The organism is Nonomuraea sp. NPDC004580 (assembly GCF_040609855.1).
Classification (GTDB): domain Bacteria; phylum Actinomycetota; class Actinomycetes; order Streptosporangiales; family Streptosporangiaceae; genus Nonomuraea; species Nonomuraea salmonea.
This window is the reverse complement of sequence record NZ_JBEXLH010000091.1, coordinates 1-22,266: the sequence shown is the minus strand read 5'-3', so window position 1 is coordinate 22,266 and position 22,266 is coordinate 1. Positions and strand designations below refer to the sequence as shown.

The 22,266-nt window shown below is 71.7% G+C and carries 23 protein-coding genes; 10 read left to right on the top strand and 13 right to left on the bottom strand.

Features of this window, described 5'->3' with window-relative positions; translation table 11 throughout:
- Window positions 1-108: 108 nt before the first annotated feature.
- Window positions 109-1,551 carry a malate dehydrogenase (quinone) gene (gene mqo, locus ABZW11_RS43620; RefSeq protein WP_355431544.1) on the bottom strand — a complete coding sequence of 481 codons (1,443 nt, stop codon included), beginning with the start codon at window positions 1,549-1,551 and terminating at the stop codon, window positions 109-111.
- A gap of 179 nt (window positions 1,552-1,730) precedes the next feature.
- Here mqo and ABZW11_RS43615 point away from each other — a divergent pair, with 179 nt between their 5' ends.
- The 3 genes from ABZW11_RS43615 to ABZW11_RS43605 all read left to right on the top strand — a co-directional run bounded on the left by ABZW11_RS43615 (window position 1,731) and on the right by ABZW11_RS43605 (window position 3,710).
- The gene (locus ABZW11_RS43615) at window positions 1,731-2,033 is read left to right on the top strand and encodes a hypothetical protein (RefSeq protein WP_355431541.1); all 303 of its coding nucleotides are present in this window, start codon (window positions 1,731-1,733) and stop codon (window positions 2,031-2,033) included.
- Window positions 2,034-2,153: 120 nt separating this feature from the next.
- Window positions 2,154-2,714 carry a GNAT family protein gene (locus ABZW11_RS43610; RefSeq protein ID WP_355431538.1) on the top strand — a complete coding sequence of 187 codons (561 nt, stop codon included), beginning with the start codon at window positions 2,154-2,156 and terminating at the stop codon, window positions 2,712-2,714.
- A 111-nt stretch (window positions 2,715-2,825) separates the two neighbouring features.
- Window positions 2,826-3,710 carry an NAD-dependent epimerase/dehydratase family protein gene (locus ABZW11_RS43605; RefSeq protein ID WP_355431535.1) on the top strand — a complete coding sequence of 295 codons (885 nt, stop codon included), beginning with the start codon at window positions 2,826-2,828 and terminating at the stop codon, window positions 3,708-3,710.
- A gap of 20 nt (window positions 3,711-3,730) precedes the next feature.
- Here ABZW11_RS43605 and ABZW11_RS43600 read toward each other — a convergent pair whose 3' ends face one another.
- On the bottom strand, window positions 3,731-4,921 hold the full coding sequence (locus ABZW11_RS43600; RefSeq protein WP_355431532.1) for an FAD-dependent oxidoreductase: 1,191 nt from the start codon (window positions 4,919-4,921) through the stop codon (window positions 3,731-3,733).
- Between the two features lie 70 nt (window positions 4,922-4,991).
- Entirely contained in the window at window positions 4,992-5,876 is an 885-nt protein-coding gene (gene sigJ, locus ABZW11_RS43595; protein WP_355431529.1) for an RNA polymerase sigma factor SigJ, read from the bottom strand.
- A gap of 398 nt (window positions 5,877-6,274) precedes the next feature.
- On the opposite strand from sigJ, the gene ABZW11_RS43590 reads away from it, so the two are divergent.
- Window positions 6,275-7,894, top strand: a complete 1,620-nt coding sequence (locus ABZW11_RS43590; protein WP_355431526.1) for an ABC-F family ATP-binding cassette domain-containing protein — start codon at window positions 6,275-6,277, stop codon at window positions 7,892-7,894.
- A 29-nt stretch (window positions 7,895-7,923) separates the two neighbouring features.
- Here ABZW11_RS43590 and ABZW11_RS43585 read toward each other — a convergent pair whose 3' ends face one another.
- The 3 genes from ABZW11_RS43585 to ABZW11_RS43575 all read right to left on the bottom strand — a co-directional run bounded on the left by ABZW11_RS43585 (window position 7,924) and on the right by ABZW11_RS43575 (window position 9,580).
- Complete coding sequence (locus ABZW11_RS43585) at window positions 7,924-8,355, bottom strand: cupin domain-containing protein (RefSeq protein WP_355431523.1); 432 nt, start codon at window positions 8,353-8,355, stop codon at window positions 7,924-7,926.
- Window positions 8,356-8,500: 145 nt separating this feature from the next.
- A complete protein-coding gene (locus ABZW11_RS43580; protein ID WP_355431520.1) occupies window positions 8,501-8,956 on the bottom strand; it encodes a hypothetical protein in 456 nt (151 codons plus the stop codon).
- A 120-nt stretch (window positions 8,957-9,076) separates the two neighbouring features.
- Window positions 9,077-9,580, bottom strand: coding sequence for a GNAT family protein (locus tag ABZW11_RS43575; RefSeq protein WP_355431517.1), 504 nt, complete (start codon window positions 9,578-9,580; stop codon window positions 9,077-9,079).
- A gap of 63 nt (window positions 9,581-9,643) precedes the next feature.
- On the opposite strand from ABZW11_RS43575, the gene ABZW11_RS43570 reads away from it, so the two are divergent.
- A complete protein-coding gene (locus ABZW11_RS43570) occupies window positions 9,644-10,387 on the top strand; it encodes a hypothetical protein (protein ID WP_355431514.1) in 744 nt (247 codons plus the stop codon).
- Here ABZW11_RS43570 and ABZW11_RS43565 read toward each other — a convergent pair whose 3' ends face one another.
- The 4 genes from ABZW11_RS43565 to ABZW11_RS43550 form a co-directional block, all read right to left on the bottom strand.
- A complete protein-coding gene (locus ABZW11_RS43565) occupies window positions 10,388-11,626 on the bottom strand; it encodes an RNA polymerase sigma factor (RefSeq protein WP_355431511.1) in 1,239 nt (412 codons plus the stop codon). It abuts the gene before it with no gap.
- A 144-nt stretch (window positions 11,627-11,770) separates the two neighbouring features.
- Window positions 11,771-12,148 carry a YciI family protein gene (locus ABZW11_RS43560; RefSeq protein WP_355431508.1) on the bottom strand — a complete coding sequence of 126 codons (378 nt, stop codon included), beginning with the start codon at window positions 12,146-12,148 and terminating at the stop codon, window positions 11,771-11,773.
- A gap of 31 nt (window positions 12,149-12,179) precedes the next feature.
- Window positions 12,180-12,863, bottom strand: a complete 684-nt coding sequence (locus tag ABZW11_RS43555) for a DUF998 domain-containing protein (protein WP_355431505.1) — start codon at window positions 12,861-12,863, stop codon at window positions 12,180-12,182.
- Window positions 12,864-13,018: 155 nt separating this feature from the next.
- The gene (locus ABZW11_RS43550) at window positions 13,019-14,689 is read right to left on the bottom strand and encodes an RICIN domain-containing protein (RefSeq protein ID WP_355431503.1); all 1,671 of its coding nucleotides are present in this window, start codon (window positions 14,687-14,689) and stop codon (window positions 13,019-13,021) included.
- A gap of 360 nt (window positions 14,690-15,049) precedes the next feature.
- Between ABZW11_RS43550 and ABZW11_RS43545 the strand changes: the two genes are divergently transcribed.
- From ABZW11_RS43545 to ABZW11_RS43530, 4 genes are all read left to right on the top strand, one after another.
- Window positions 15,050-15,592: a hypothetical protein gene (locus tag ABZW11_RS43545; RefSeq protein ID WP_355431501.1), complete on the top strand. Its 543-nt coding sequence runs from the start codon at window positions 15,050-15,052 to the stop codon at window positions 15,590-15,592.
- 486 nt (window positions 15,593-16,078) lie between these two features.
- The gene (locus tag ABZW11_RS43540) at window positions 16,079-16,447 is read left to right on the top strand and encodes a YciI family protein (RefSeq protein WP_355431498.1); all 369 of its coding nucleotides are present in this window, start codon (window positions 16,079-16,081) and stop codon (window positions 16,445-16,447) included.
- 7 nt (window positions 16,448-16,454) lie between these two features.
- A complete protein-coding gene (locus ABZW11_RS43535; RefSeq protein WP_355431495.1) occupies window positions 16,455-16,781 on the top strand; it encodes a hypothetical protein in 327 nt (108 codons plus the stop codon).
- A 231-nt stretch (window positions 16,782-17,012) separates the two neighbouring features.
- Entirely contained in the window at window positions 17,013-17,204 is a 192-nt protein-coding gene (locus ABZW11_RS43530) for a hypothetical protein (RefSeq protein WP_355431492.1), read from the top strand.
- 51 nt (window positions 17,205-17,255) lie between these two features.
- On the opposite strand, the gene ABZW11_RS43525 is transcribed toward ABZW11_RS43530, so the two are convergent.
- Together ABZW11_RS43525 and ABZW11_RS43520 are read right to left on the bottom strand one after the other, a co-directional pair.
- Window positions 17,256-17,651, bottom strand: a complete 396-nt coding sequence (locus ABZW11_RS43525; RefSeq protein WP_355431490.1) for a cupin domain-containing protein — start codon at window positions 17,649-17,651, stop codon at window positions 17,256-17,258.
- A gap of 78 nt (window positions 17,652-17,729) precedes the next feature.
- On the bottom strand, window positions 17,730-18,890 hold the full coding sequence (locus ABZW11_RS43520; RefSeq protein ID WP_355431487.1) for a GDSL-type esterase/lipase family protein: 1,161 nt from the start codon (window positions 18,888-18,890) through the stop codon (window positions 17,730-17,732).
- A 165-nt stretch (window positions 18,891-19,055) separates the two neighbouring features.
- On the opposite strand from ABZW11_RS43520, the gene ABZW11_RS43515 reads away from it, so the two are divergent.
- Entirely contained in the window at window positions 19,056-21,131 is a 2,076-nt protein-coding gene (locus ABZW11_RS43515; protein ID WP_355431484.1) for an alpha/beta hydrolase-fold protein, read from the top strand.
- A 29-nt stretch (window positions 21,132-21,160) separates the two neighbouring features.
- Here ABZW11_RS43515 and ABZW11_RS43510 read toward each other — a convergent pair whose 3' ends face one another.
- Entirely contained in the window at window positions 21,161-22,009 is an 849-nt protein-coding gene (locus ABZW11_RS43510) for a lytic polysaccharide monooxygenase (RefSeq protein WP_355431481.1), read from the bottom strand.
- Between the last annotated feature and the right edge of the window lie 257 nt (window positions 22,010-22,266).

The window sequence follows — 22,266 nt, the reverse complement described above, 5'->3', positions numbered from 1 at the left end:
AAAGTATCTGCAAGTACTCCAAAGGGACTTTCCAGCCTCTGACCTGGTAAGAGGCCCGAAAACCCCGTGTACGTCGCGGATTCGGAAATAGGTAAAGTTTTCCGGCATTCACTCCAGACGAAGCGTTCGAGCCGTCCTCGTGAGGGTCTCCGGCGGCGGTGCGGCGCCGTACGACGGCACGAGCTCGCGCAACGCCGGCCGCCAGCCGTCCACCCGGCCGGGGAAGGCGCGTCCGAGCACGTCCAGCATGATCGCCACGGACGCCGACGCCCCGGGTGAGGCACCGAGCAGGGCGGCGAGCCCCCCGTGGGCCGACGTCACCACCTCGGTGCCGAACCCGGCGATCGACCCGCGCCCGTTCACCGGCTTGACCACCTGCACCCGCTGGCCCGCGGTGATCGGCTCCCAGTCCTCCGCCCGCGCCTCGGGGACGAACCGGCGCAGCGCCCGCAGCCGGTCGCCGCGCGTCTGCGCGAGCTGCCCGACCAGGTAGCGCAGCAGGGCGGGCTCGGCGCGGGCGGCGCCGAGCAGCGTCATGACGTTGCCGGGGGTGACGGATCCCGGCAGGTCGGTGAGCCTGCCGCGCTTGAGGAAGCGTGGCGAGAACGCGGCGAAGGGGCCGAACATCAGGTATGTGCGCCCGTCCACGACCCGGGTGTCGAGATGCGGCACCGACAGGGCGGGCGCGCCCGGCTCGGCATGACTGTAGACCTTGGCGTGGTGCCCGGCCACCAGCTCGGCCCGGTCCGTACGCAGGAACCGCCCGCTGATCGGGAACCCCCCGTACGCCCGCGTCTCCGCCACCCCGGCGCTCTGCAGCAGCGGCAGCGTGCCGCCGCCCGCCCCCAGGAACACGAACGACCCGCGCACCCCGTAGTCGCGGGAACCCGCCAGGTCGCGCACCCGCAGCCGCCACGACCTGCGGTCATGGGAGAGCCCGCGCACCTCGTGCCCGGTCCGCACCTCGACGCCGTCGCGTTCGAGCGCGGCGAACAGCCGCCGGGTCAGCACGCCGTAGTCGACGTCGGTGCCGCCACGGGAACGGCACAGCGCCACCTGCTCACCGGCGGGCCGGCCGGCGAACATCAGCGGCAGCAGCTCCGCCATCACCGCCCGGTCGCGGATGAACTCAAGCCCCTCGAACAGCGGATGATCGCGCAGCGCCGCGTGCCGCAGCCGCAGGTGCTCGACCCCGGCCGCGCCCCGGGCGAAGGAGAGATGCGGCACCGGCCGGATGAACCCGGCGGGATCGCCCAGCGTGCCCTCCTCGACCAGGCCGGCCCACAGCTGCCGGGAGAGCTGGAACTGCTCGTTGATGGCGATGGCCCCGCCGACGTCGATCGAGCCGTCGCCGGTGAGCGGCGTGTAGTTGAACTCGCACAGTCCCGCGTGCCCGGTGCCGGCGTTGTTCCAGGCCGACGAGCTCTCCAGGCCGAGGCCGTCGAGCCGCTCCAGGACGAGCACCGACCAGTCCGGCTGTACGCGGCGCAGCAGCACGCCCAAGGTGGCGCTCATGATGCCACCGCCGACCAGGACCACGTCGTAGCCCACCCCGGCTCACCTCCAACTCGTATGACATGTTCGCTACTTGTATAACAGCGTCCGCGCGATGTGCGAGATCCGGAGTAGCGTGGATCTTCGAGCGCCCGTACGGCACAGGAGGTGATCACGATGCACCCGGTCTAGGGACGGCCCCACCCGGGGGCGTCACGGAGCCGAAAGGTGACCGTATGAGCAAGACCGACAAGACCCGTCCCTGGTGGGTGAAGATGGCCGAGGCGCCGATGGTGCACTGCCGGCCCGTTCACGACCACCGCGACGGCGTCTGCACCCTTCCCGGCCGCGTCGACCGCGAGAGCGCGTCGCTCAACCGGCGCATGAGCGGCTGCTACTGGCAGGCCACCGCCACGTTCCTGTTCGGTGAGGGCACCCTCAGCGGAGGCCGGGAGTGGACCGGCTACTGCCGTGCGGCGCGCCGCCGCGAGCGGCGTGCGGCCCGCCGCGAGCTGCGCGACTACCGCGCTGACGACTGAGTCGGCGACTGAGACGGCGACTGGGACGGCGACCGACAGCGCCCCGGGAGGCATCCGCCTCCCGGCGCATCAATGGGACACTCCACGAACTACCGATCAGTCCGTCGTGGAGGTGGGCGTATGTACGCGAAGTCCCTGGGAGTCAACGGCGCCGAGCTGCGGCCTCTGGAGCCCTGGCGGGCGGAGGAGTTCCTGGCTCACATCGACAGGGGGCGGGAGTTCATCGGGCGGTTCGTGGGGCTGGCCGACGTGGTGACCGACCTGCCGTCGAGCCGCGCGTTCCTGCAGCGCTACGCCGACGCGACCGCCGCCGACACCGGGCGGCTCCACGGCATCTGGCTGGACGGCGCGCTGTCCGGCGGCGTCATGCTGCGCACGATGAACGTCGAGCAGGGCGAGGCCGAGGTGGGCTGCTGGCTGGAGCCCGCTGCGGCCGGCAAGGGGCTGGTGACCAGGGCGGCCGGGATCCTCATCGACTGGGCCGTGGACGAGCGCGGCATCCACCGCGTGGAGTGGGTCGTCGCCTCGGGCAACGCGGCCAGCATCGCCGTGGCCAGGCGGCTCGGGATGACCAAGGAGGGCGTGCTGCGGGAGAGCTACAAGCATCGCGGCGAGCGACTGGACGTGGAGATCTGGTCGGTGCTGGCACCGGAGTGGCGCAAGGCGCGAGAAAGCGGATAGCCCGTCGATTCGGATAGTTCATCCGCTTTCTGCTACGGTTCAGAGAGAGGACGGAAGGCGCACGCCTGCCAGAGTCCGTCTCCTCCTGCTGTCCGTGAAAGGAAAGCGACCATGCGCATCTTCATCACCGGTGCCAGCGGCTACTTCGGCGGTGTGCTCACCGAGCACCTCATCTCCGCGGGTCACACCGTCGAAGCCCTCGCCCGCTCCGAACGGGCCGGCGCCCGCGTCGCCGAGCTGGGCGCCACCCCCGTGGCGGGCGGCCTGGCCGACACCGCCGTCCTGCACGAGGCCGCCGCCCGCAACGACGCCGTCGTGCACGCCGCCGTCGACTACGGCGACCCGGCCATGCAGGACGTCGAGCAGCCCGCGCTCGACGCGCTGCTGACCGGCCTCGCCGACGGCCGCCCCTTCGTCTACACCAGCACCGGCATGGTCTACCCCGACACCAAGGGCCGGCCGGTCACCGAGGACGAGGAGGTCAGCGAGCAGACCGCCAGGCAGCCGCACAAGTACCTGGGTGAGCGCCGCGTCCTCGCCGCCACGAACCTCGCCGTCACCGTCGTCAGGGCCGGTCTGATCTACGGCCGCGGCGGCAGCGCCCTGCTCCAGGGCCTGATCGCCGGAGCCCGCGCGCAGGGCGTCGCCACCTACGTCGGGGACGGCCGCAACACCTGGTCCACCGTCCACGTGGACGACCTGGCCGCCCTCTACGCCGCCGTCCTCACCGGGCGAGAGGGTGGCGGCGCCGTCAACGCCGCCACCCGCACCGGCACGGCCTTCCGCGAGATGGTCGAGGCGGTCGCCACCCTCACCGGCACGCGCACCGCCTCGATGCCCCTCAACCAGGCCACGCAGCTCTTCGGCGACCTGGCGCGCACGCTCACCGGCTCGACGCCCCTCGACCCCTCGCGGGCCGAGAGGCTGTACGGCTGGAAGCCCGCCGGCCCGTCCCTGGTCGAGGACGTCACCCGGGGCAGCTACGCCGCCGCCTGACACGGCGGCCGGCGCGCCGCTCAACGCGCGGCCGAGGTCTGGGCGCGCCGGGCCCCGGCGCCCGTCCGCCGGGCCGGACCCTTGACCCACATGTAGGTGCCGGGGCGGGCGCGCTCCCAGCGCAGCGAGGCGACCGTGAACCGGCAGATCCGCTCCTTCACGAACGCCGCCGTCCGCCCGCTCAGGATCCGGTCCTTCGGCGAGTCGTCACCGTTGACGAGCTGGACGAGACCGTCGCGCCGCCCCAGGCTGATGCACTGCAGCAGGTAGCGGAACCGGAACGGCTCGGGGGTCCGCCCGGCCGCCCGCGCGTTGATCACGTCGGCGGCGTGCGCGGCGATCGGCATCCCGGCGGCGCACGACATCCGGTTCGTGCCGCCCTGCACCTGCACGGCCGCCGCGTCGCCCACGGCGTACACGTCGGGGTGCGAGACCGAGGTCAGCGTCTCGTCCACCACGATCCTGCCGCGCTCGTCCACGGCCAGCCCGGCCTCGGCGGCCAGCGGGGACACCGTGAACGACCCGGCCCACACCACGACGTCCGCCGTGATGACGCCCTGGTCCGTACGCACCCCGTCAGGCCCGACGCCGGTCACGCGCGTCCACTCGTGCGTGCGCACGCCCAGCCGGTCGAACGTACGGGCCAGGTGCCGGCGGCCCTTGTCCGACAGGCCCGCGCCCACCGCGCCGCCGGTGGCCAGCGCCACCCGCCACGCCGGGTACGACTCGGCCAGCTCGGCGGCCATCTCCACGCCGGTCAGCCCGCCGCCGACCACCACCAGGTCGCCGCCGCCCGCGTCCAGCCTGGCCCGCAGTTCGCCCGCGGTCTCGGCGGTGTAGGCGTGCTCGGCCACCCCAGGGGCGGTGGTGTCGGTGCGGCTGCCCAGGGCGTACACGAGCGTGTCGTACGGGAAGACCCGCCCGTCCTCGGTGCGCACCTGCCTGGCGGCCAGGTCGATGCCGCCGACCTGGGCCTGCACGGTCGTGATGCCGGTGCCCTTGGTCAGCTCGCTCAGCGGCACCGTCACCTCGGGCCGGCCCGCCGCCAGCTCGTGCAGCCTGATCCGCTGGGTGAAGTGCGACTCGGCGCTGATGAGGGTGATGCGCTGCTTCCTGTCGAGCCGCAGCGCCGCCGTGAGGCCCGCGTAGCCCGCGCCGATGACCACGATGTTCTTGCGGGAGTTCTTGTGGGCGTTCTTCTTGGCGTCCATGTCGTGTCCTCTCTCAGAACCTTCTGCGACACAGACGAGCGGGTGGCCGGAAACGTGATGGTGATTGGCGTCACACCCGGAGGAGCTTTTCCGGATTGCGTACGACGTCGACTTCCGTGATGCGCCCGTCCTCGGCGACGGCGAACGCGGCCACGGTGTCCACGGCGCCGTCCGCGGTCCGCACCACCGCCCCGAACGCGCCGTTGACCTCGGCGAACTCCACGTCCATCCCCTGCATCCAGCGCTCCATCATCCCCCGCACCATGCGGGCCACCCGGTCCGCGCCCGACACGGGCTGCATCGCCGCGGACACCACGCCGCCGCCGTCGGAGCGCCACACCACCTCCGGATCGAGCACCGCGACCAGCCCCGACAGGTCGCCGTTCAGCGCCGCCGCGGTGAACGCCTCCACCGCCTTGCGATGCGTCGAGCGGTCCGTCGTACGGCGGGGGCCGTGCTCGCGCACCCGGGCGCGGGCCCGCGACGCCAGCCGGCGCACCGCCTCGTCGCTGCGCCCCAGCACGTCCGCGATCTCCGCGAACGGCACGCCGAACGCGTCGTGCAGCACGAACGCCACCCGCTCAGCCGCCGTCAGCCGCTCCAGCACCGCCAGCAGCGCCATGCTGACCGAGTCGTCCAGCGCCGCCCTGTCCTCGGGGCCGAGCTCCTGCACGACCGGCTCGGGCAGCCACGGCCCGACGTACGCCTCGCGCCGCGCCCTGGCCGAGGTGAGCACGTCGTAGCAGATCCGGCTCACGGTGGTGGTCAGGTAGGCGCGCACGTCCCTGACCTGCGCCTCGCCGGCGTTCCGCCAGCGCAGCCACGCCTCCTGCAGCGCGTCGTCGACGTCCGTCTTCGTGCCCATGATCCGGTACGCCACGCCCCACAGGTGACCGCGATGCTTCTCGAACTCCGCCAGCCGGCCGGCCTCGTCGGCACTCGTCGCGCTCACCATGTGCCCATTATCCGAGCCGCCCCCTCCGGCCTCCCGCCCGCACCGTCACTCCCGCGAGGACCCCGATTCTGTCGGTCCCGCCTGCCAGAGTGGCCCCGCCACCCGTCACCACAGAAGGAGTGCCCCGTGCCCGCCGAAATGGCTTGAGGGCCACCCGCCGGAGGCTGCTATGGTGTGAGGCGCTCAAACCGGGCGTGCCGCGGCACGTTCCGCGATGCATCGAGGAGACCAGACATGGCAGGTGACGACGACATCTCCGGGTGATACCGGAGGTCCGGGGCCCCAGGCAGGCGTGAGCTGACCGCCGCCGCGCGTGGCCCTGTCTCGTCGTTCTCCGAATCCCTGTCCCTTTCGCCGGGCGGCTTTCGGCGCGCCCGCGTTCTCGTACGAGGTCTGCCATGTCCGATGCGTTCATCGTCTGCTCCCACCTGTCCTTCTCCTGGCCCGACGACACCCCGGTCTTCACCGACCTGTCCTTCAGCGTGGGCGGCGGCCGCACCGGGCTGGTCGCGCCCAACGGCGCGGGCAAGAGCACGCTGCTCAAGCTGATCGCCGGCGAGCACCGCCCGCGCGGCGGCGGCGTCACGGTCGAGGGCGTGCTCGGCTACCTGCCGCAGACCCTGCCGCTCGTCGGCGACCTGACCGTGGCCGAGGTGCTCGGCATCGCGCCGGTGATCGCCGCGATCGACGCCATCGAGGCGGGCGACACCGCGGAGGAGCACTTCACCACCATCGGCAACGACTGGGACATCGAGGAGCGCACCCGCGCGCAGCTCGAACGGCTCGGCCTCGGCGGGCTCGCGTTCGACCGTCGTCTCGGGACGCTCAGCGGCGGCCAGGTGGTCTCGCTCGGCCTGGCCGCGCAGCTGCTCAAGCGGCCCGACGTGCTGCTGCTCGACGAGCCGACCAACAACCTCGACCGCGCCGCCCGCCGCCGCCTCTACGACGTGCTCGGCGACTGGTCAGGCTGCCTGCTGCTGGTCAGCCACGACCGCGCGCTGCTCGACCGGATGGACCGCATCGCCGAGCTCGAACGCGGCGAGGTCCGCTTCTACGGCGGCGGCTTCACCGCGTACGAGGAGGCGGTGCGCACCGAGCAGGAGGCCGCCGAGCGCAACGTGCGCAACGCCGAGCAGGAGCTCAAGCGCGAGAAGCGGGAGATGCAGCAGGCCCGCGAGCGCGCCGAGCGGCGGGCCGGCAACGCCGCGCGCAACCTGAAGAACGCGGGCCTCGCACGCATCGTCGCAGGCGGCCTGAAGCGCAGCGCGCAGGAGTCGGCGGGCCGGGCCGGGCAGATGCACGCAGGTCGCGTCGGCGACGCCAAGGCCCGGCTCGACGAGGCCGAGCGGGCGCTGCGCGACGACCAGAAGATCGTGCTGGAGCTGCCCGACACGCGCGTGCCGGCGGGCCGCACGGTGTTCGAGGGCGCGGGGCTGCTGGCCCGTGACCTGTTCGCCGCGCCGGGCATCGACCTGTCCGTACGCGGCCCCGAGCGCATCGCGCTGACCGGCCCCAACGGCGCCGGCAAGTCCACCCTGCTCCGCATCGTCAGCGGTGACCTGGCGCCCGAGGCGGGCACGACCCGGCGGGCCGACGGGCGGGTCGCGTACCTGTCGCAACGGCTCGACCTGCTCGACCTCGACCGGACCGTGTCCGAGAACCTCGCCGCCTTCGCTCCCGGCATGGCCGCCGCCGACCGGATGAACCTGCTGGCCCGCTTCCTGTTCCGCGGCCAGGGCGCCCACCTGCCGGTCGGCGTGCTGTCGGGCGGCGAGCGGTTGCGCGCCACGCTGGCCTGCGTGCTGTGCGCCGAGCCCGCTCCCCAGCTGCTGCTGCTCGACGAGCCCACCAACAACCTCGACCTGGTCAGCGTGGGGCAGCTGGAGAGTGCGCTGAGCGCGTACGAGGGGGCGTTCGTGGTGGTGAGCCACGACGAGCGCTTCCTCGCGGAGATCAAGGTGGAGCGGTGGCTTGAGCTGTCGGACGGCCGCCTCCTGGAAACCGCCGCCCCCTCCTGACGGCCCTCCTGACGGCCCGGCTGGCGGTGTCAGGGGCGTGGGGCGCGGCGGTCGCGGCGGGCCTCCAGCTCCTCCGCGCTCACCGGGATGAGCATCGGCTGCCCGCTCACCCCCCACATGTGCACCACGAACACGGTCTCGGCGTCGGCGAGGTTGTTCGCGTCCTGGTAGTGGATGAGGTCGCCGCCGGGCTCCCAGAACGCCTCACCGGTCCTGATGACCCGTTCGGGCTCGCCCTCCAGCTCGAAGAGCAGCTCGCCGCTGATCACGTACCCGAAGGCGGGCCCGGTGTGGCGGTGCGGCGGGTTGCCCTCGCTGCCCGGCGGCAGCGTGACCAGCAGCGTCATCACCTCCGCGCCGTCCGGCACCTGCGGCGCAGGCACCGACGCGACCAGCTCCAGCTTGGGCGGCGGGGTGGTGGCGTTCGGGTTGTCAAGGTGGTGCCCGTGCTCGGCTTTCATGTCGTCCCCCGTTCCTGGCCGGTCACGCACGCGCGTGACGGCGGTGGCCGGCCGGGGTTACGCTGCCCGGCCCGCCGCGCGGCTACCCGGCGGCGGGTTCAAGGCTTGGTGACGATCCGCACCGGCGCCCTTGGCCCGGCGTCGGTCAGGGGATCTTGTACTCCTGGGCCTTGCCGCAGTAGCTGATCCCGATGGGCGGGTTGCTGTGGCGGCACACCTGCACCACGACCCGGTCGATGCTGCGCACCCCGAGCGTGTCGGAGAGCGAGAAGGAGAACTTGATCCGGTCGTCGTCCACCTTGTACGTCTCGGAGTCGACGAGCTCGCTGCCCCGGTAGCCGCTGAACGTGGCCGCGGAGTGCCTGTCGTCGGGGGAGCAGATGCTCGGGCCGCCCTCGTCGGTGAGCACGCCTTCGACGTCGACCCGCGGCCTGATGACCGGCCCGTCGTAGCGCTGGATCGTGCCCTCGGTGGACCCGCGCAGGCAGCTGTCGCCGGAGTCCGCGGCGAACGGCACCGCCTCGGCGGCCAGGGCGGGCGGGCCGGCCAGTAAGCCGGCGGCGAGCACTGCGGTCATCGTCAACCCGGTGAGCAGACGCACGACATCACCTTTTCGTTTCTGGGGAGTGAGGGGCTTCGTGACCATCGTGGGCAGCTTTCGCCGCCTCTGCCTGTGCCCGCGGTTACAGGCCGTCGAATGGACCGTGCCAGTTCGCGCAGGTCATCGCCCCGCTCGCCATGCCTCCCGTGCAAGGCCCATCGTCACCGACGTCCACCACTGCCCGCCGGCTTCGATCGAGCGTTCGTACACCTGCTCCTCCTCGAACCCGAACCGCTCGTACAGGCGCCTGGCGCCCGCGTTGTGGGCGTAGACGCCGAGGGTGACGCGCGTGACGCCCGGGTCGGCGAAGGCTGTGGCGAGCGCCGCGTCCACCAGGGCCGCCCCGTGGCCCTTGCCGCGCGCCGACGGCGCCACCAGGACCAGCCCGAGGCGTACGGAGTGATCGTCCTGGTCGCGCAGCGAGACGTGGCCGATCACGGCGCCGGCCGGATCGACGGCGGCCAGGAGCCGGCGGCCCGGCTCCCGCAGGGCGAGCAGCTGCCCCGCGTCGAAGGGCCAGGTGAAGCCGGTCTTGCCGGACCACAGCACGAGCGCCTCCTGGTCGTCGATCCAGGAGGCGATCACGGCGGCGTCGGCGGGTTCGAGTGAGCGGAGGAGGATCATGAGTCCATTGATAGCGCAGTGGCGTGGCCGGGCCGTGATCGGGCTGGTGGATGATCACTGTCCATGAAGAAGACGATCACCGTGCTGGCGGCCTGCGGGGCCGTCCTCGCCACCACCGTTCCCGCCCACGCCGCACCCGTCAAGGATCCCGTACGCGCACTCAAGAGCAAGCTCGTCGCCGGGCACGGCGTACGGTTCGCCGAGACCACCGTCGTGACCGGCGACGGCAAGCTCACGCTGCAGAAGCGCAAGGGCAGCTTCCAGTTCGACGCCAAGGGCATAGCGGCCTCCGACATCTCCGCGACGTCGAAGGGCAGGGCGGACGAGCGGACGATCAGCGTCGGCACGTACTCCTACACCAAGGGCGGCATCTACAAGGAGAAGTTCGAGGGCGGGGCGACCTGGGTGAAGTCGCGCGGCCTGCCCGGCGGCGCGTCCGGCTTCTACGGCCAGGTCATCAACCCGGCGGAGCCGAAAACCTTAGCCGCCCTGGTGAAGAAGGGCCGGCTCAAGGGCAGGACGCTGACCGGGAAGATCACGTTCAAGGACCTGGCGAAGGTGTCGCGCTGGTTCGACGCCTCGGTCCCGCTGCGCATGCACGACGACACGAAGGTGAGCTACACGCTCACGCTGTCGTCGGCGGGGCTGGTGAGCCGGGTGAAGAGCTCGTACGCGGCGACGGGCGTGTTCGACGCCAACGGGTTCGAGGGCAAGACGATGACCATCGACAGCAGGTTCACCGGCTGGGGCGCCAAGACGCGGATCAAGGCGCCCGCCCCGAGCGACGTGGCCACCGCACCGAACTGATCAGGACGGCTGCCGCAGCGCCGCGGCCCTGGCCAGGAACAGCTCGCGCTCCCGCGCGTTGCGGGTGAGCTCGGCGGCCCGGCCGAACTCGGCCGCCGCCTCCTCGTCGCGTCCCAGCCTGGCCAGCAGGTCACCGCGTACGGCCGGCAACTGCGCGTAGCCCCGCAAGTGCCGTTCGGCCACGAGCGCGTCGGCGATCTCCAGGCCGTGCTCGGGGCCCTCCGCCATGCCGACCGCCACCGCCCGGTTCAGCTCCACCACCGGCGACGGCGCGACGTGCGCGAGCAGCCGGTAGAGCGCGGCCATCCGCGCCCAGTCGGTGTCCTCGGGGGTCAGGGCCCTGGCGTGGCAGGCGGCGATGGCGGCCTGCAGCGCGTACGGGCCCATCCTGCCCAGCGCCTCGGCCCGGCTCAGCGCGGCCAGGCCGCGGCGCACGAGCAGCCGGTCCCAGCGGCTGCGGTCCTGGTCGAGCAGGAGGATCGGGCTGCCGTCCGGCGCGGTCCTCGCGGGGATGCGCGAGGCCTGGATCTCCATCAGTGCCGACAGCCCGTGCACCTCGGGCTCGTCCGGCATCAGCCCGGCCAGCACCCGTCCGAGCCGCATCGCCTCCTGGCACAGCGACGGCCGCACCCAGTCGTCGCCCGCGGTGGCCGAGTATCCCTCGTTGAAGATCAGGTAGACGATCTCCAGCACCGAGGCGAGGCGGGCGGGCAGCTCCTGCGGCGGCGGCAGCTCGATCGGCACCTTCTTGTCGGTGAGCGTGCGCTTGGCCCGGGAGATGCGCTGGCCCACCGTCGGCTCCGGCACCAGGAACGCCCGCGCGATCTCCTCGGTGGTCAGGCCGCCCAGCGTGCGCAGGGCGAGCGCGATGCGGCCCTCGGCGGGCAGGACGGGATGGCAGACGGTGAAGACGAGCCGCAGCAGGTCGTCGCCGATGTGGTCGTCGAGCGCCGCGTCGAGGTCGTCGCCGGAGAGGCGTTCGCGCAGCTCCAGGTCGCGGCCGACCTCCTGGAGCTTGCGTTCGTACGTGTCGCGCCGCCGGAACTGGTCGAGGGCCCGGTGCTTGGCGGTCACCATCAGCCACCCGCCTGGATTGTCCGGTACGCCCTTGCGCGGCCACTCCTCAAGCGCCGCGACCAGCGCGTCCTGGGCCAGCTCCTCGGCCAGCCCGACATCGCCGACCATGCGGGCCAGGCCGGCGATCACCCGGGCGGCCTCGATCCGCCACACGGCCTCCACCGCACGGTGAGAATCGGCGGGGGGATCGGCGGGGGAATCGGAAGAGGCAAGCGTCACGCCTCCTGGATACCGCATCAGGAGGCGTGACGTCTGCCCGGGTCAGGCGATCGGACGTCGCAGGCACGGGCGCGACGCCCGACCGGCTCAGGCGCCGGCCGGCGCGAGGTCCGCGGGGCTGAAGAGCCGCAGCACGTCGGCCTGGCCCTCCCATCCTGGCCACAGGTCGCGGTGCAGCTTGAGGAAGCGGCCGGCCCACTCCACGGCCTCCTCCTTGCTCCTCACCTCGTACAGGGCGTAGCTGATCAGCTCTTTGGCCTCGGCGAACGGCCCGTCGGTGACGGTCAGCCGGCCGCCGGACACCTCGACCCTGGCACCCTCGGAGCTGGGCGCGAGGCCGCTCTGGTCGAGCAGCGCCCCCGACTCGGTGGCCTGCTGGCCGAGCTTGAAGATGGCCTCCATCAGCTCGGCCGGCGGCGGGCCCTCGGGCTGGGCGGCGACGCGCAGTGTGATCAGGTAACGCATGACGGTTCCTCCTGGTAGTTCAAGGTGATTTTCAGGCAGTGGTACGCGTGAAGTGCAGCGACACTAGCGACAGCCAGCACCAGACCGCCACCATCCCGGCGACGAACCCGAGCGTGCTCCACGCCGCGCCGCCGCCGCTCGCGATCCCCGCGAACGACATCAGGAACGCCGTCCCGGTCACCCGCGAGTAGATCGCCCAGCCGCGGCGGCCCTCGCGGGCGAACCGGGAGGCGATGACGTAGCAGGCCGCGGCCATGCACGAGAACCCGATGCCGCCGACGGCGAGGTGCGCGAGCCCGGTCGCGGTGACCGTCCCAGGGCCGTCGGGCGTCCCGGCGGGGAAGCCCAGCGCCGGGTCGGCGGGGAAGAGCGCCGCGCCGATCAGGCTCACCCCGAACGCGGCCACCAGCGCCGGCGCCCATCGCGCCCCCCTCGACCGCGCCGCGCCAGGCCCGCCCGAGAGCGCTGTGCGCAGCCCCGCCGCGGCGGCGATCGTGAGCACCGCCGTGACGAGGAAGTTCGCGGTCTGGATCCAGCCGAGGTCGCCGTTGGCGAGCAGGCTCCAGGAGTGCCTGGTCAGGTCGAAGCCCTCCCGGGTCAGCGCCTGGGCCAGGCCCGCCGCCACGTACAGGGGACCGGCCGCGACCCCGAGCATCAGCAGGGGGCGGGCCGGGGTGATGGCGGCCGGACGGATGGTGGGAACGTGTGCGGTCATGGTCGTCGTCCTCGTGCTCGCGGGCCGCCCGTGCGGCCCTCTCAGAGACGCAGCGAACGGGACGACGCGGTTTCGACAACCGCCGCGAAAAAACTTGGAGAAAAAAATCGGCGGCCTCGGAGCGGAGGATCCGAGGCCGCCGGGGGAGGGGAGGGTCACGGCGTGAAGGGGACGCCGCCGAAGGTGACGACGAGGCGGCCGTCCGAGGCGAACGACCAGCTCAGCGACCCGCTGTAGGAGGAGCAGCGGGACCCGTTCGAGCCCGTCCAGAACTGGTTGGAGCCGTCCGCGTTCCCCACGATCTTGTCGTTGGACCCGCTGCCGCTGCGGCACGAGACGTTGTTGCGGAAGACCGACGTGCCGGCGTCGAAGGAGAAGTTGCGCTCCTCGTTGGCGATGCTGACGTTGTCGGAGATCGTCATCGTGCCCGGGTTGCGGTTGTAGGTGAAGCCGTGCTTGCCGTTGCGGTAGGCGATGCTGCGCCGTACGACGTGATCGACCCTGATGTCCTCGCCGCCGAGCTTGTACCCGTTGCGGTCGCCGTTGCCGGCCTGGCCGCCGTCGCTGAGCGTGCCATTGTCGTACGCCAGCGAGTCCTCGACGGTCACGGGACCGATCGCGCCGGTGTCGCTCTTGGTGTAGAGGTCCCAGCCGTCGTCGATGTTGTTGCGGGCGACGGCGTACCTGAAGACGTTCCCCGAGCCGACGGTGAGCTTGGCGGCGAAGCCGTCGGCGTCCTCACCGTCGGAGTCGGCGTTGTCGTGCGACAGCGCGGTCAGGACGAGGTTGTTCGACGGCCACTGCTCGCGCGGGGTGTCGGAGGCGATCCTGGACAGCTGCAGGCCGGTGTCCCTGTTGTGGCGGGTGACCGTGCGCTCCAGGATGTTGTCGCTGCCGCCGACGAAGATACCGTTGTCGCCGGCCCGCTCCACCACGAGGCCGTAGATGTGCCAGTACGACCCGTTCACCGCGAGCCCCCGGTTGGCCGAGCTCTCACTCTGGGCGGAGAAGTTCAGGATAGGCGTCTCGCCCGGGTGTGCCGAGATCTTCTTGCGAGCGCTGGAGGTGCCGTTGTTGCCCGGTGCGATGGTGATCGTCTGGGACGGCCGGTACGTGCCGCCGCGCATGTAGATGGTGCCGCCGGCGGCGATGCGGGTGATGGCCGAGGTCAGCGTGGTCGGGTCGTCCTGGGTGCCGGACGCGGAGTCCCTGCCGGCGGGCGCGACGTAGAGGGTGTCGCTCGTCGGCGGCGGGTCCGTCGGGTCGGGATCCGGATCGGGGTCGGGGTTGCCGTTGCCGGCCGCTTTGAGCGTCCACTGCTTGGTGGCGGCCGAGTCGCAGGAGTTCTGCTGCAGCAGGGCCCCTGACGAGGTGGAGTTGTCCTTGACGTTGAGGCACTTGCCGCCGTTGGCGTTGACGACGCGGTAGTTGGCGCCTGCCTCGGTCAGCCGCCACGTCTGCGAGGCCGCCCCGGTGCAGGTCTCCTGCTGCACGGCCTTGCCCGCGCTGGTGGAGGCGTCGCGGACACCGAGGCACTTGCCGCTGTGCGCGGCCTTGATCTGGTAGCCGTCGCCCGAGGCGGTGATCGTCAGCACCTGCCCTGCGGCGTCCGAGCAGGCGTTCTGCACGAGTTGCACGCCGTCGCCCGAGCTCTGTCCTGGGACGGTCGCGCACAGGCCGCTGGCGCCGTTGATCAGGGTGTAGTCGCCGTTCGACGGGGCCGCGGCGGCGGAGGTGTGCGCCGCGGCCACCAGGCCGCCGGTCGCGATGAGGCCGCCGGTCAGGATGACCGTGAGCCTTCTGGTCAGGGGTTCGTTCTTGCGCACGTCCCAGCTCCATTCGTACGAGGGGGGCTTCGTCTCCGTGCGTGCGCCGCCGGGTGAGGCGGGAAAGGCGGTCGCGCACGGGGGTCGCTGGTATTGCGGTGACAACCGGTTGCAGTAACAGTGACGTTACACAGCTGAAACGTCAACACATACTGGTAAAACTGCAAACGGTTCGAGAGGTTTTCCCTGGTCACCTCGCCCATCGCTGCAACAACCGATTGCAACATTCATGCCTCATGGGGCGTACCCGCGTTGTGCCGCCCTGGGGACACGTGGCCGCCCTGCTTGGCTAATCTCCTGCCGTCCTCATACCGTCGTGCTCATGCGTACTGGGGCCTCGAGGCCGAGACCGTGACAGCCATGAAGGTCTGCGCCGCCCTGGGAGCGGCCGCGCTCCTGGCGGCCGGCTGTTCCGGCGAGCCGGAACCGTCGCCCACCCCGAGCCCGCCAGGCGGCACCGCGACCACCGGCTCCGCCTCGCCGTCGCTGAGCACGCTCACCCCCACCGCGTCCGCCTCCTCCAGCCCCACCGTGACGGTGCCGGCGAATCCCGCGCGGGCCGAGGGCGAGATCAGACGGGCCTGGGAGACGTTCTTCGACGAGCGGGGCTCGACGGCGGCCAAGGTCAAGGTCGTCGAGAACGGCGAGATGAACGAGCTGATGGTGCAGGCGTTCGGCGAGGACGAGCGGTTCGGCAACGTCACCGGCCGGGTCAGGAACGTGCGCTTCGACTCGCCGACCGAGGCCCAGGTCTCTTACGTGCTGCACCGCGGCGAGCGGACCCTGCTGTCGAGCAGGCGGGGCAAGGCCGTGCACCAGGGCGACCGGTGGAAGATCGCGCTCAGCACGGTGTGCTCGTGGGCCAAGTACGGCGAGGACGTCCCGAAAGCGGCCGCCTGCTAGCAAGCAAAAGGAAGGGGCCGGACGCTTGGTCGCGTCCGGCCCCTCGTGTTGTGTCATGTGGTCGGCCAACCTCGGTGACCTCCGCTCAGCGGCGGCGGCGGCGCCGACGACGGGCGCTCTGCCCTGCGTTTCCACCACTGTTCTTGCCGGGAAGCGGCTGCGGCGGCCGGGCGGCTGAAAAGCCCATAAGACCGAGGTAGTGCAGCATCGCCATGACAAACCCCCGTTTATATAGCGAGTGCGGTACGTCGTACCTGCACACATTGATGCGAACACCTAGCGCAACCCGGCGGTTCTCCCGATCCTTCCCCTCGAACGCCTCCCGGCGGATTCGTGGACAGGCTTTTGCCTTCCGACCACCTGCTTCTCCCGCCTCGGCCCGCCCCTTAGATTTGTTGCCTCCGGCATGTCGAAGCCGTCCCTGCCGCTCCGACTACCTGGTGAGCGGCGCCGACGGCGGCGCCGCAGTCCGACGAAGGAGACGACATGAAGTTCCTGTTGATCATGCACGTGAATCCGCAGGTCTGGGACGGGCTCACCGACGAGCAGCGCAACGCGGTGATGAACGGCCACGGCACGTTCATGGAGACGATCAGGAAGTCAGGCGAGTTCATCGAGACCGCCGCGCTGGGCGACGTGTCGGAGAGCGCCGTGGTGCGCGTCCGCGGCGGCGCCCCCGTCGTGACCGACGGTCCCTACCTGGAGGCCAAGGAGTACTTCGGCGGCTACTACCTGGTCGAATGCGACAGCCGCGAGCGGGCGCTCGAACTGGCGGCGCTCATCCCCGACGCGTCGGTCGAGGGGCTCGGCATCGAGGTGCGGCCCGTCGTGTTCTCGTCGGCGGGCGAGGGCTGAGCGGGCGGTGCGCTTCGTCCTGACCCTGCACCGCGAGCAAGGGGCCGGCCTGGGCAGCGCCGCGTTCCTCGCCGCGGCGGCGGAGGCGGGCGAGCTGGTCGGCGAGTACGCACTCGCCGACCCGTCCCTCGGCGTCGTCGTGCGGCTCCTGCACGGCGGCCCCTCCGTGACCGGCGGCCCGCACCCCCGCCCCGGCACCCCCGCCACCGCGCAGTACGTGATCGACTGCGAAGACCGGGCACGCGCCGTGGAACTGGCGGCGCTGCTGCTCGGCGGCGGGGACGGCGACGTCGAAGTACGGCCCGTCATGGAGGCGGCCGGGCTGGAGATGTGACACCGGGGCGGCCCTGGAGCGGCCGATGACTTATGCGGTCCTGGAGCGGCCGATGGCGAGGTCGTCCTGGCCACGGGCGCCGGATGAGGACCTGTGGCGCCGGATGAGGACCTGGGTCCATATCCGGGTAACCGCAGGTCTAATGTCGCGTTCGGCGATTCAGTCCTCCGCACGCTCACGATGGACCTCGGTCCGATGCCGTGCCAGGTCGCCCCGGTGTGGACTTGACGCATGGCTCGACACCCCCGCAGACTCGACCGCCGGGCCACGCTCGGGCCCGTACGCACGATCCTCGGCGCCGTCACGATCGCGGTGCTGGCGGCAGGCTGCGGGGAAATGGACACCTCGCACGTGACGGCCACGGCCGTGGTGCCGCTCGACCAGGCCCCGGACGCCGAAGCAGGCCAGGGCGGCGCGGGCTGACCCACGGGCCCAGGTGCCAGGCGGGAGTGTCAGGTCATCGGCTGGTTGGTGTCAGTAGCCCATCACGTCGTTGGTGTTGGCGGACCCAGTGGTGGGTGCCTTGGCGTAGTTCGCGGCGCCGCCTGCGAAGTCGTACATGATGCACTGTTCGTCCCCCACCACCCAGGCGTCGTGTCCGGGTGGGCAGACGAACAGGTCGCCCGGTCCGATCTCGGCCTCCGTGCCGTCGTCGGCGTGCAGCCGCATGCGGCCCTGCACCACGAACGCGGTGTGGTGCACCTGGCAGGAGTCGGTGCCCGCGATCGGCTTCACGGACTCGGACCAGCGCCAGCCCGGCTCGAAGGTGGCCACGCCGAACGTCAGGCCGGACAGGTTGCAGACTTCCAGGTGTCCCCTGGGGAAGTCGCGGCGCTCGTCCGGCTTGTCGATGTTCTTGACCTCGATCATGACGTCCCCCTTCCGTCACTCTCAGTCTTTCACCGCATATTCCCCCTCACAAGCCGCTGACCTGCATATTTCGGGTGCTTAGCGGGTGGCGAAGGGGGAGCCGGGGGAGAAGGCCAAGCGGGTGAAGTTCTCGCTGATGCGGCGGTGGCCTTCCTCGCTCGGGTGCAGGTCGTCGGGCAGCGGCAGCTCGGCGTTGTCGGGCTCGCCGTACAGGTCGCGGCCGTCGAGGTAGTGCAGGTGCGGATCGTCGGTGGCGCGTTCGGCCACGATCTCGGCCAGCTCTCGGCGGACGACCTCGAGGGTCAGGTGCCCGGACGCGACCTCCGCCGGGTCGCCGGTGGGGCGGAAGCGTACGGTGCCGTCCGCGAACTGGGCGGTGAGAGGCCCCGGCGTGCGCTCCTGGATCGGGCACAGGATGGCCGACACGACCAGCAGCGGCGTCTCAGGGTGACCGTCCCTGATCGTGTCGAGGAACCCGTGCACGGCGGGGGCGAAGGCACGCAGCCGCATGGCGTCGCTGTTGACCAGGTTGATGCCGATCTTCACGCTGATGAGGTCGGCCGGGGTGTCGCGCATGGCGCGGGCCGTGAACGGATCGAGCAGCGCGCTCCCTCCGAACCCCATGTTCACCAGCTCGACCCCGCCCGCGGCGGCGGCCAGGGCGGGCCAGATGGCGGTGGGGTGCAGGGCGTTGGAGCCGTGGCTGATGGAGCTGCCGTGATGCAGCCACACCCGCCGCCCGTGCGGCCGGGCCGGGGCGACCGGCGCGTCCGTACGCAGCGCGGACAGCTCGGTGGTCTCGTTGTGCGGGAGCCAGATCTCGACGTCCTTGTCGCCGGCGGGCAGCCCGGTGAAGCGGGCGGTGCCGGACGGCCCTTCGTGCACCTCCACGGCCCCGGTCGCGAAGTCGGCGACGCGCGTTCGACCGCCCGGCACCGTGGCCTGGGCGGCGAGCCGGCCGTCGATCATCAGGTCGTAGACGCCGGAAGGCGGATCGGGCAGCCCGCGGTAGGCGCGCTTGGTGGGCAGCGCGTCCAGCTCGACGGTGGTGGCGGCCGTGCGGAAGGCGAGCCGGACGCCGGACGGCTGGCTCTCGGCCATGGCGAGCTGCTCGTCCGGGATCTGCCTGCGCGCTCGTGCGGGCAGCCGGTGGGGGAGCAGTCCGTACGGGGTCCGCTCCACGTCGAGCGCGCCCCGCAGGAGGCCGGGGGTGACGGGAGTGGTGATCAGTTCGTTCATCGCCTCAAGCCTGACAAGGGGAAACAAGAAATTACACCTATTATGCACGAACTTAAAGGCATTAAGCACGATTCGCAAAAACGGACAGTTGACAGCACACCCCCCGTCCCATGAAACTCTCCCGAAACATGAGGCGCGTTCGGTAAACGTTTACAGGAGTGGTCGATGCCCGTACCCCGATGGATCACCGCCGGCGCGCTCGCCGTCGTGACCGCGCTCAGCCTGACGGCCGGCCCCGCCCAGACCGAGGCGAGGACCGGCGGGACGATCACCACCGCCGCCGCGCCCTCGAAGGCCCTCGGCGAGGACATCGCCTACAACGTCTACCTGCCCGCCGGATACGACCGGAGCAAGGACCGCCACCCCGTGCTCTACCTGCTGCACGGCCGCGGCGACAGCATGCAGGCGTGGACCCGGGTCAAGACGACCCTCGACGACATGATCAGGACCAAGCGCATCCCGCCGGTCATCGCGGTCATGCCGGACGCTCCGTGGAGCGAGCGCGGCAACTGGTACGTCGACTCCCGCTACGCCGGCGACGACCTGCCGGGCCGCCCGGTGGAGACGGCGCTGACCAGGGACCTCGTCGCACACGTGGACGCCACGTACCGGACCGCGCGCATCAGGCAGGCCCGCCTGGTCGGCGGCTACTCGATGGGCGGCGCGGGCGCCCTGCGCTACGCGCTCGCGCACCAGGACCTGTTCGGCGCCGCCGCCGTGCTCAGCCCCGCCGTCTACACGCCGCTGCCGCCGTCGGACTCCTCGGCCCGCGACTACGGCGCGTTCGGCGAGGGCGAGGAGAAGTTCGCGGACGCGATCTACAAGAAGCTCAACTACCCCGCCCTGCTCGAAGACCTCGACCCTGACCTGCCGGTACGGATGTTCGTGGCCGTCGGCGACGACGAGTACGCCAACCCCGACCCGGCCGACGCCCGCCACGACCTCGACTTCGAGTCCGCCGCCCTCTACAACGCCGCTCGCCGCTCACCCGCGATCTCCGCCCAGCTCAGGATCCTGGACGGCGGCCACGACTGGGACGTCTGGACCCCCGCCTTCGAGCAGGCCATGGCCGACCTCGGCCCCGGACTCAGCGTCACCCCGCCGACGGGACTGCCCGCCCCGCTGCACGGCACGTCCGCCGTGGACTGGGCGGGCGGCGTGGCCGCCGCCACCGACGGCACCCTGACCATCGGGTACGCCACCGCCGAGAACGGCGACCTCGACGCCGTCGTCACCAGGCCGGGCGGCTGGACCCGGCGCATCGCCACACCCGCCGACGAGCGCCTGTACGGGGTCGTGCCGCTGCCGGACGGCGGCGTGCTCGCGGCCGGCTACACCAAGGGCGACCTGGACGGGAAGCACGCGGGCAACGGCACCGACGACGCGTTCGTGGTCAGGCTCGGCCCGGACGGCGCGGTCCGCTGGACCACCCAGTTCGGCGCGCCGGACGCCGCCGACCGCCTGTACGGGCTGGCCGCGGCCCCCGACGGAGGCGCGTACGTCGCGGGCTACACCAAGGGCGCGCTCGACGGCGCCAACGCCGGCGACAAGGACGCCATCGCCGCCCGCCTGAGCCCCGATGGCGAGGTGACGTGGATCCGCCAGTACGGCGGTCCCGGCGAGGACAAGGCCACCGGCGTCGCCGCCGGGGCCACGGGCGTCCACCTGACGGGCAGCACCACGGCCGCGCTGCCCGGCACGACCGCGCGCGGCGGAGCGGACGGCTGGCTGGCCGCGTACACCGCCGACGGCGCCAGGACCTGGGCCGCCACCGAGGGCGGCACCGGCGACGACCGGCTGAACGCGGTCACCGTCAGCACCACCGGCCTGGTCGTCGCCACCGGCGCCACGTCGGGCGACGCGCTCACCGTGGCCTACACCGACCGGGGCAGGCGCCGCTGGGAGCACCGGCTCGCCACCGCCGCCGCCGACGAGGGCGCCGCCGTGGCCGCGCTGCCGGGCGGGGAGGTCGCGGTCGCCGGCTACACGCGGGGCAAGGTCGGGGTGCCGGCGGGCGGGGCCGACGTGCTGACGCTCCGCCTGGACGGCAAGGGCGCCCAGCGCGCCGCCGCCCAGCTCGGGACCGCCAGGGACGACGGCGTCGACCCGTTCGCCGAGCCCAACCTGTACGCCGCGGCGACGGGGCAGGGGAAGGCGGCGATCGCGGGGCTGACGTACGGCACGCCTGAGGGCGGCCGCGCCCTCGGCAACGGCGACGTCTTCCTCATCACCGTCCCGTGACAGGGCGCGCCCGCCCTCGATGAAGAAGGTCAGACGCGCTTCCAGAGCGCGGGCACGTTCGTCGGCTCCCAGCCGGCGAGCGAGGTGTGCGCCTGGATGCACTCGTACGTCGAGCCGCTGTACGTCACCCGGTCGCCCACCCGGTACGCCTTGTTCGCGCTCCACGTGCCGCCGGGGTTGGTCGGCGGGTTCGTGGGCGTCGGGGTCGGGGTGGGAGTCGGGGTGGGCGTGGGCGTCGGGTTGGGGTTCGGGGTGCCGCCCCCGCCGAAGTCCACGTCGGAGCAGGTGTAGAAGGCCTCGTTGCTGCCGACCACGCGCTGCCAGATCGAGTACAGGATGTGCCGCCCGGTTCGCTGCGGCAGGTTGATCGTCCAGTTCGTGAACGTGGTCGGGTTCTGGTTGTTGAACGTCCTGATGTGCACCAGATCCGACCACTTGAGGGGCATGGTCGGGTTCCAGCCGTCGCGGGTGATGTAGAACTCGAAGTTGCTGTTGGCGTGCGGGGCGGTCGCGTGGTACGTCAGCGTGAAGTTGCCGGGCCGCACCTGCGTGGCAGGCCAGTCAGAGCGCTGCAGGTCGAGCCCGCGGTACTTGTCGCGGCCCGCGCTGCAGAGCTTGCCGTCGGGGATGAGCTGGCGGTGCCTGCCGCCCGCTTCGAGCAGCGAGACCTCGTTCCAGTCGTAGAACGCCTGGGTGCCGCCGGCGGCCACGGCGGCTTTGCAGGCGGCGGACTTCGGCGACTCCGGGCCCTCGTTCTTGCAGACGTAGACGCGGCTCGGAGGGTTGGACATGGTGCCATGGGCGTTGGCGGCGGATGCCGGCAGCAGGACCAGCATTCCGGTGGCCGCCGTCACGGTCGCGATCGTACTCTTGCGCACCTGCGCTCCTGGGGGGTGAGACAGGATTAAAAAGGAAACCTTCCTAAGAATTAACGATTTCTGACTCACGCGCAAGCGGTTCCAGTCAATGGACCGGTCCGGGCACGCGAACGGCCGCGCCGGGCGAGGCGCGGGCCGTTCCCGAGAAGGAGGTCAGGCGTCCGAGCCCAGGAAGCCCTCCTTGCTCAGCCACTCCTCGCTGACCTTGTCCGGCTCCCTGCCCTCGACGTCCACCTGCGCGTTGAGCTGCTGCATGG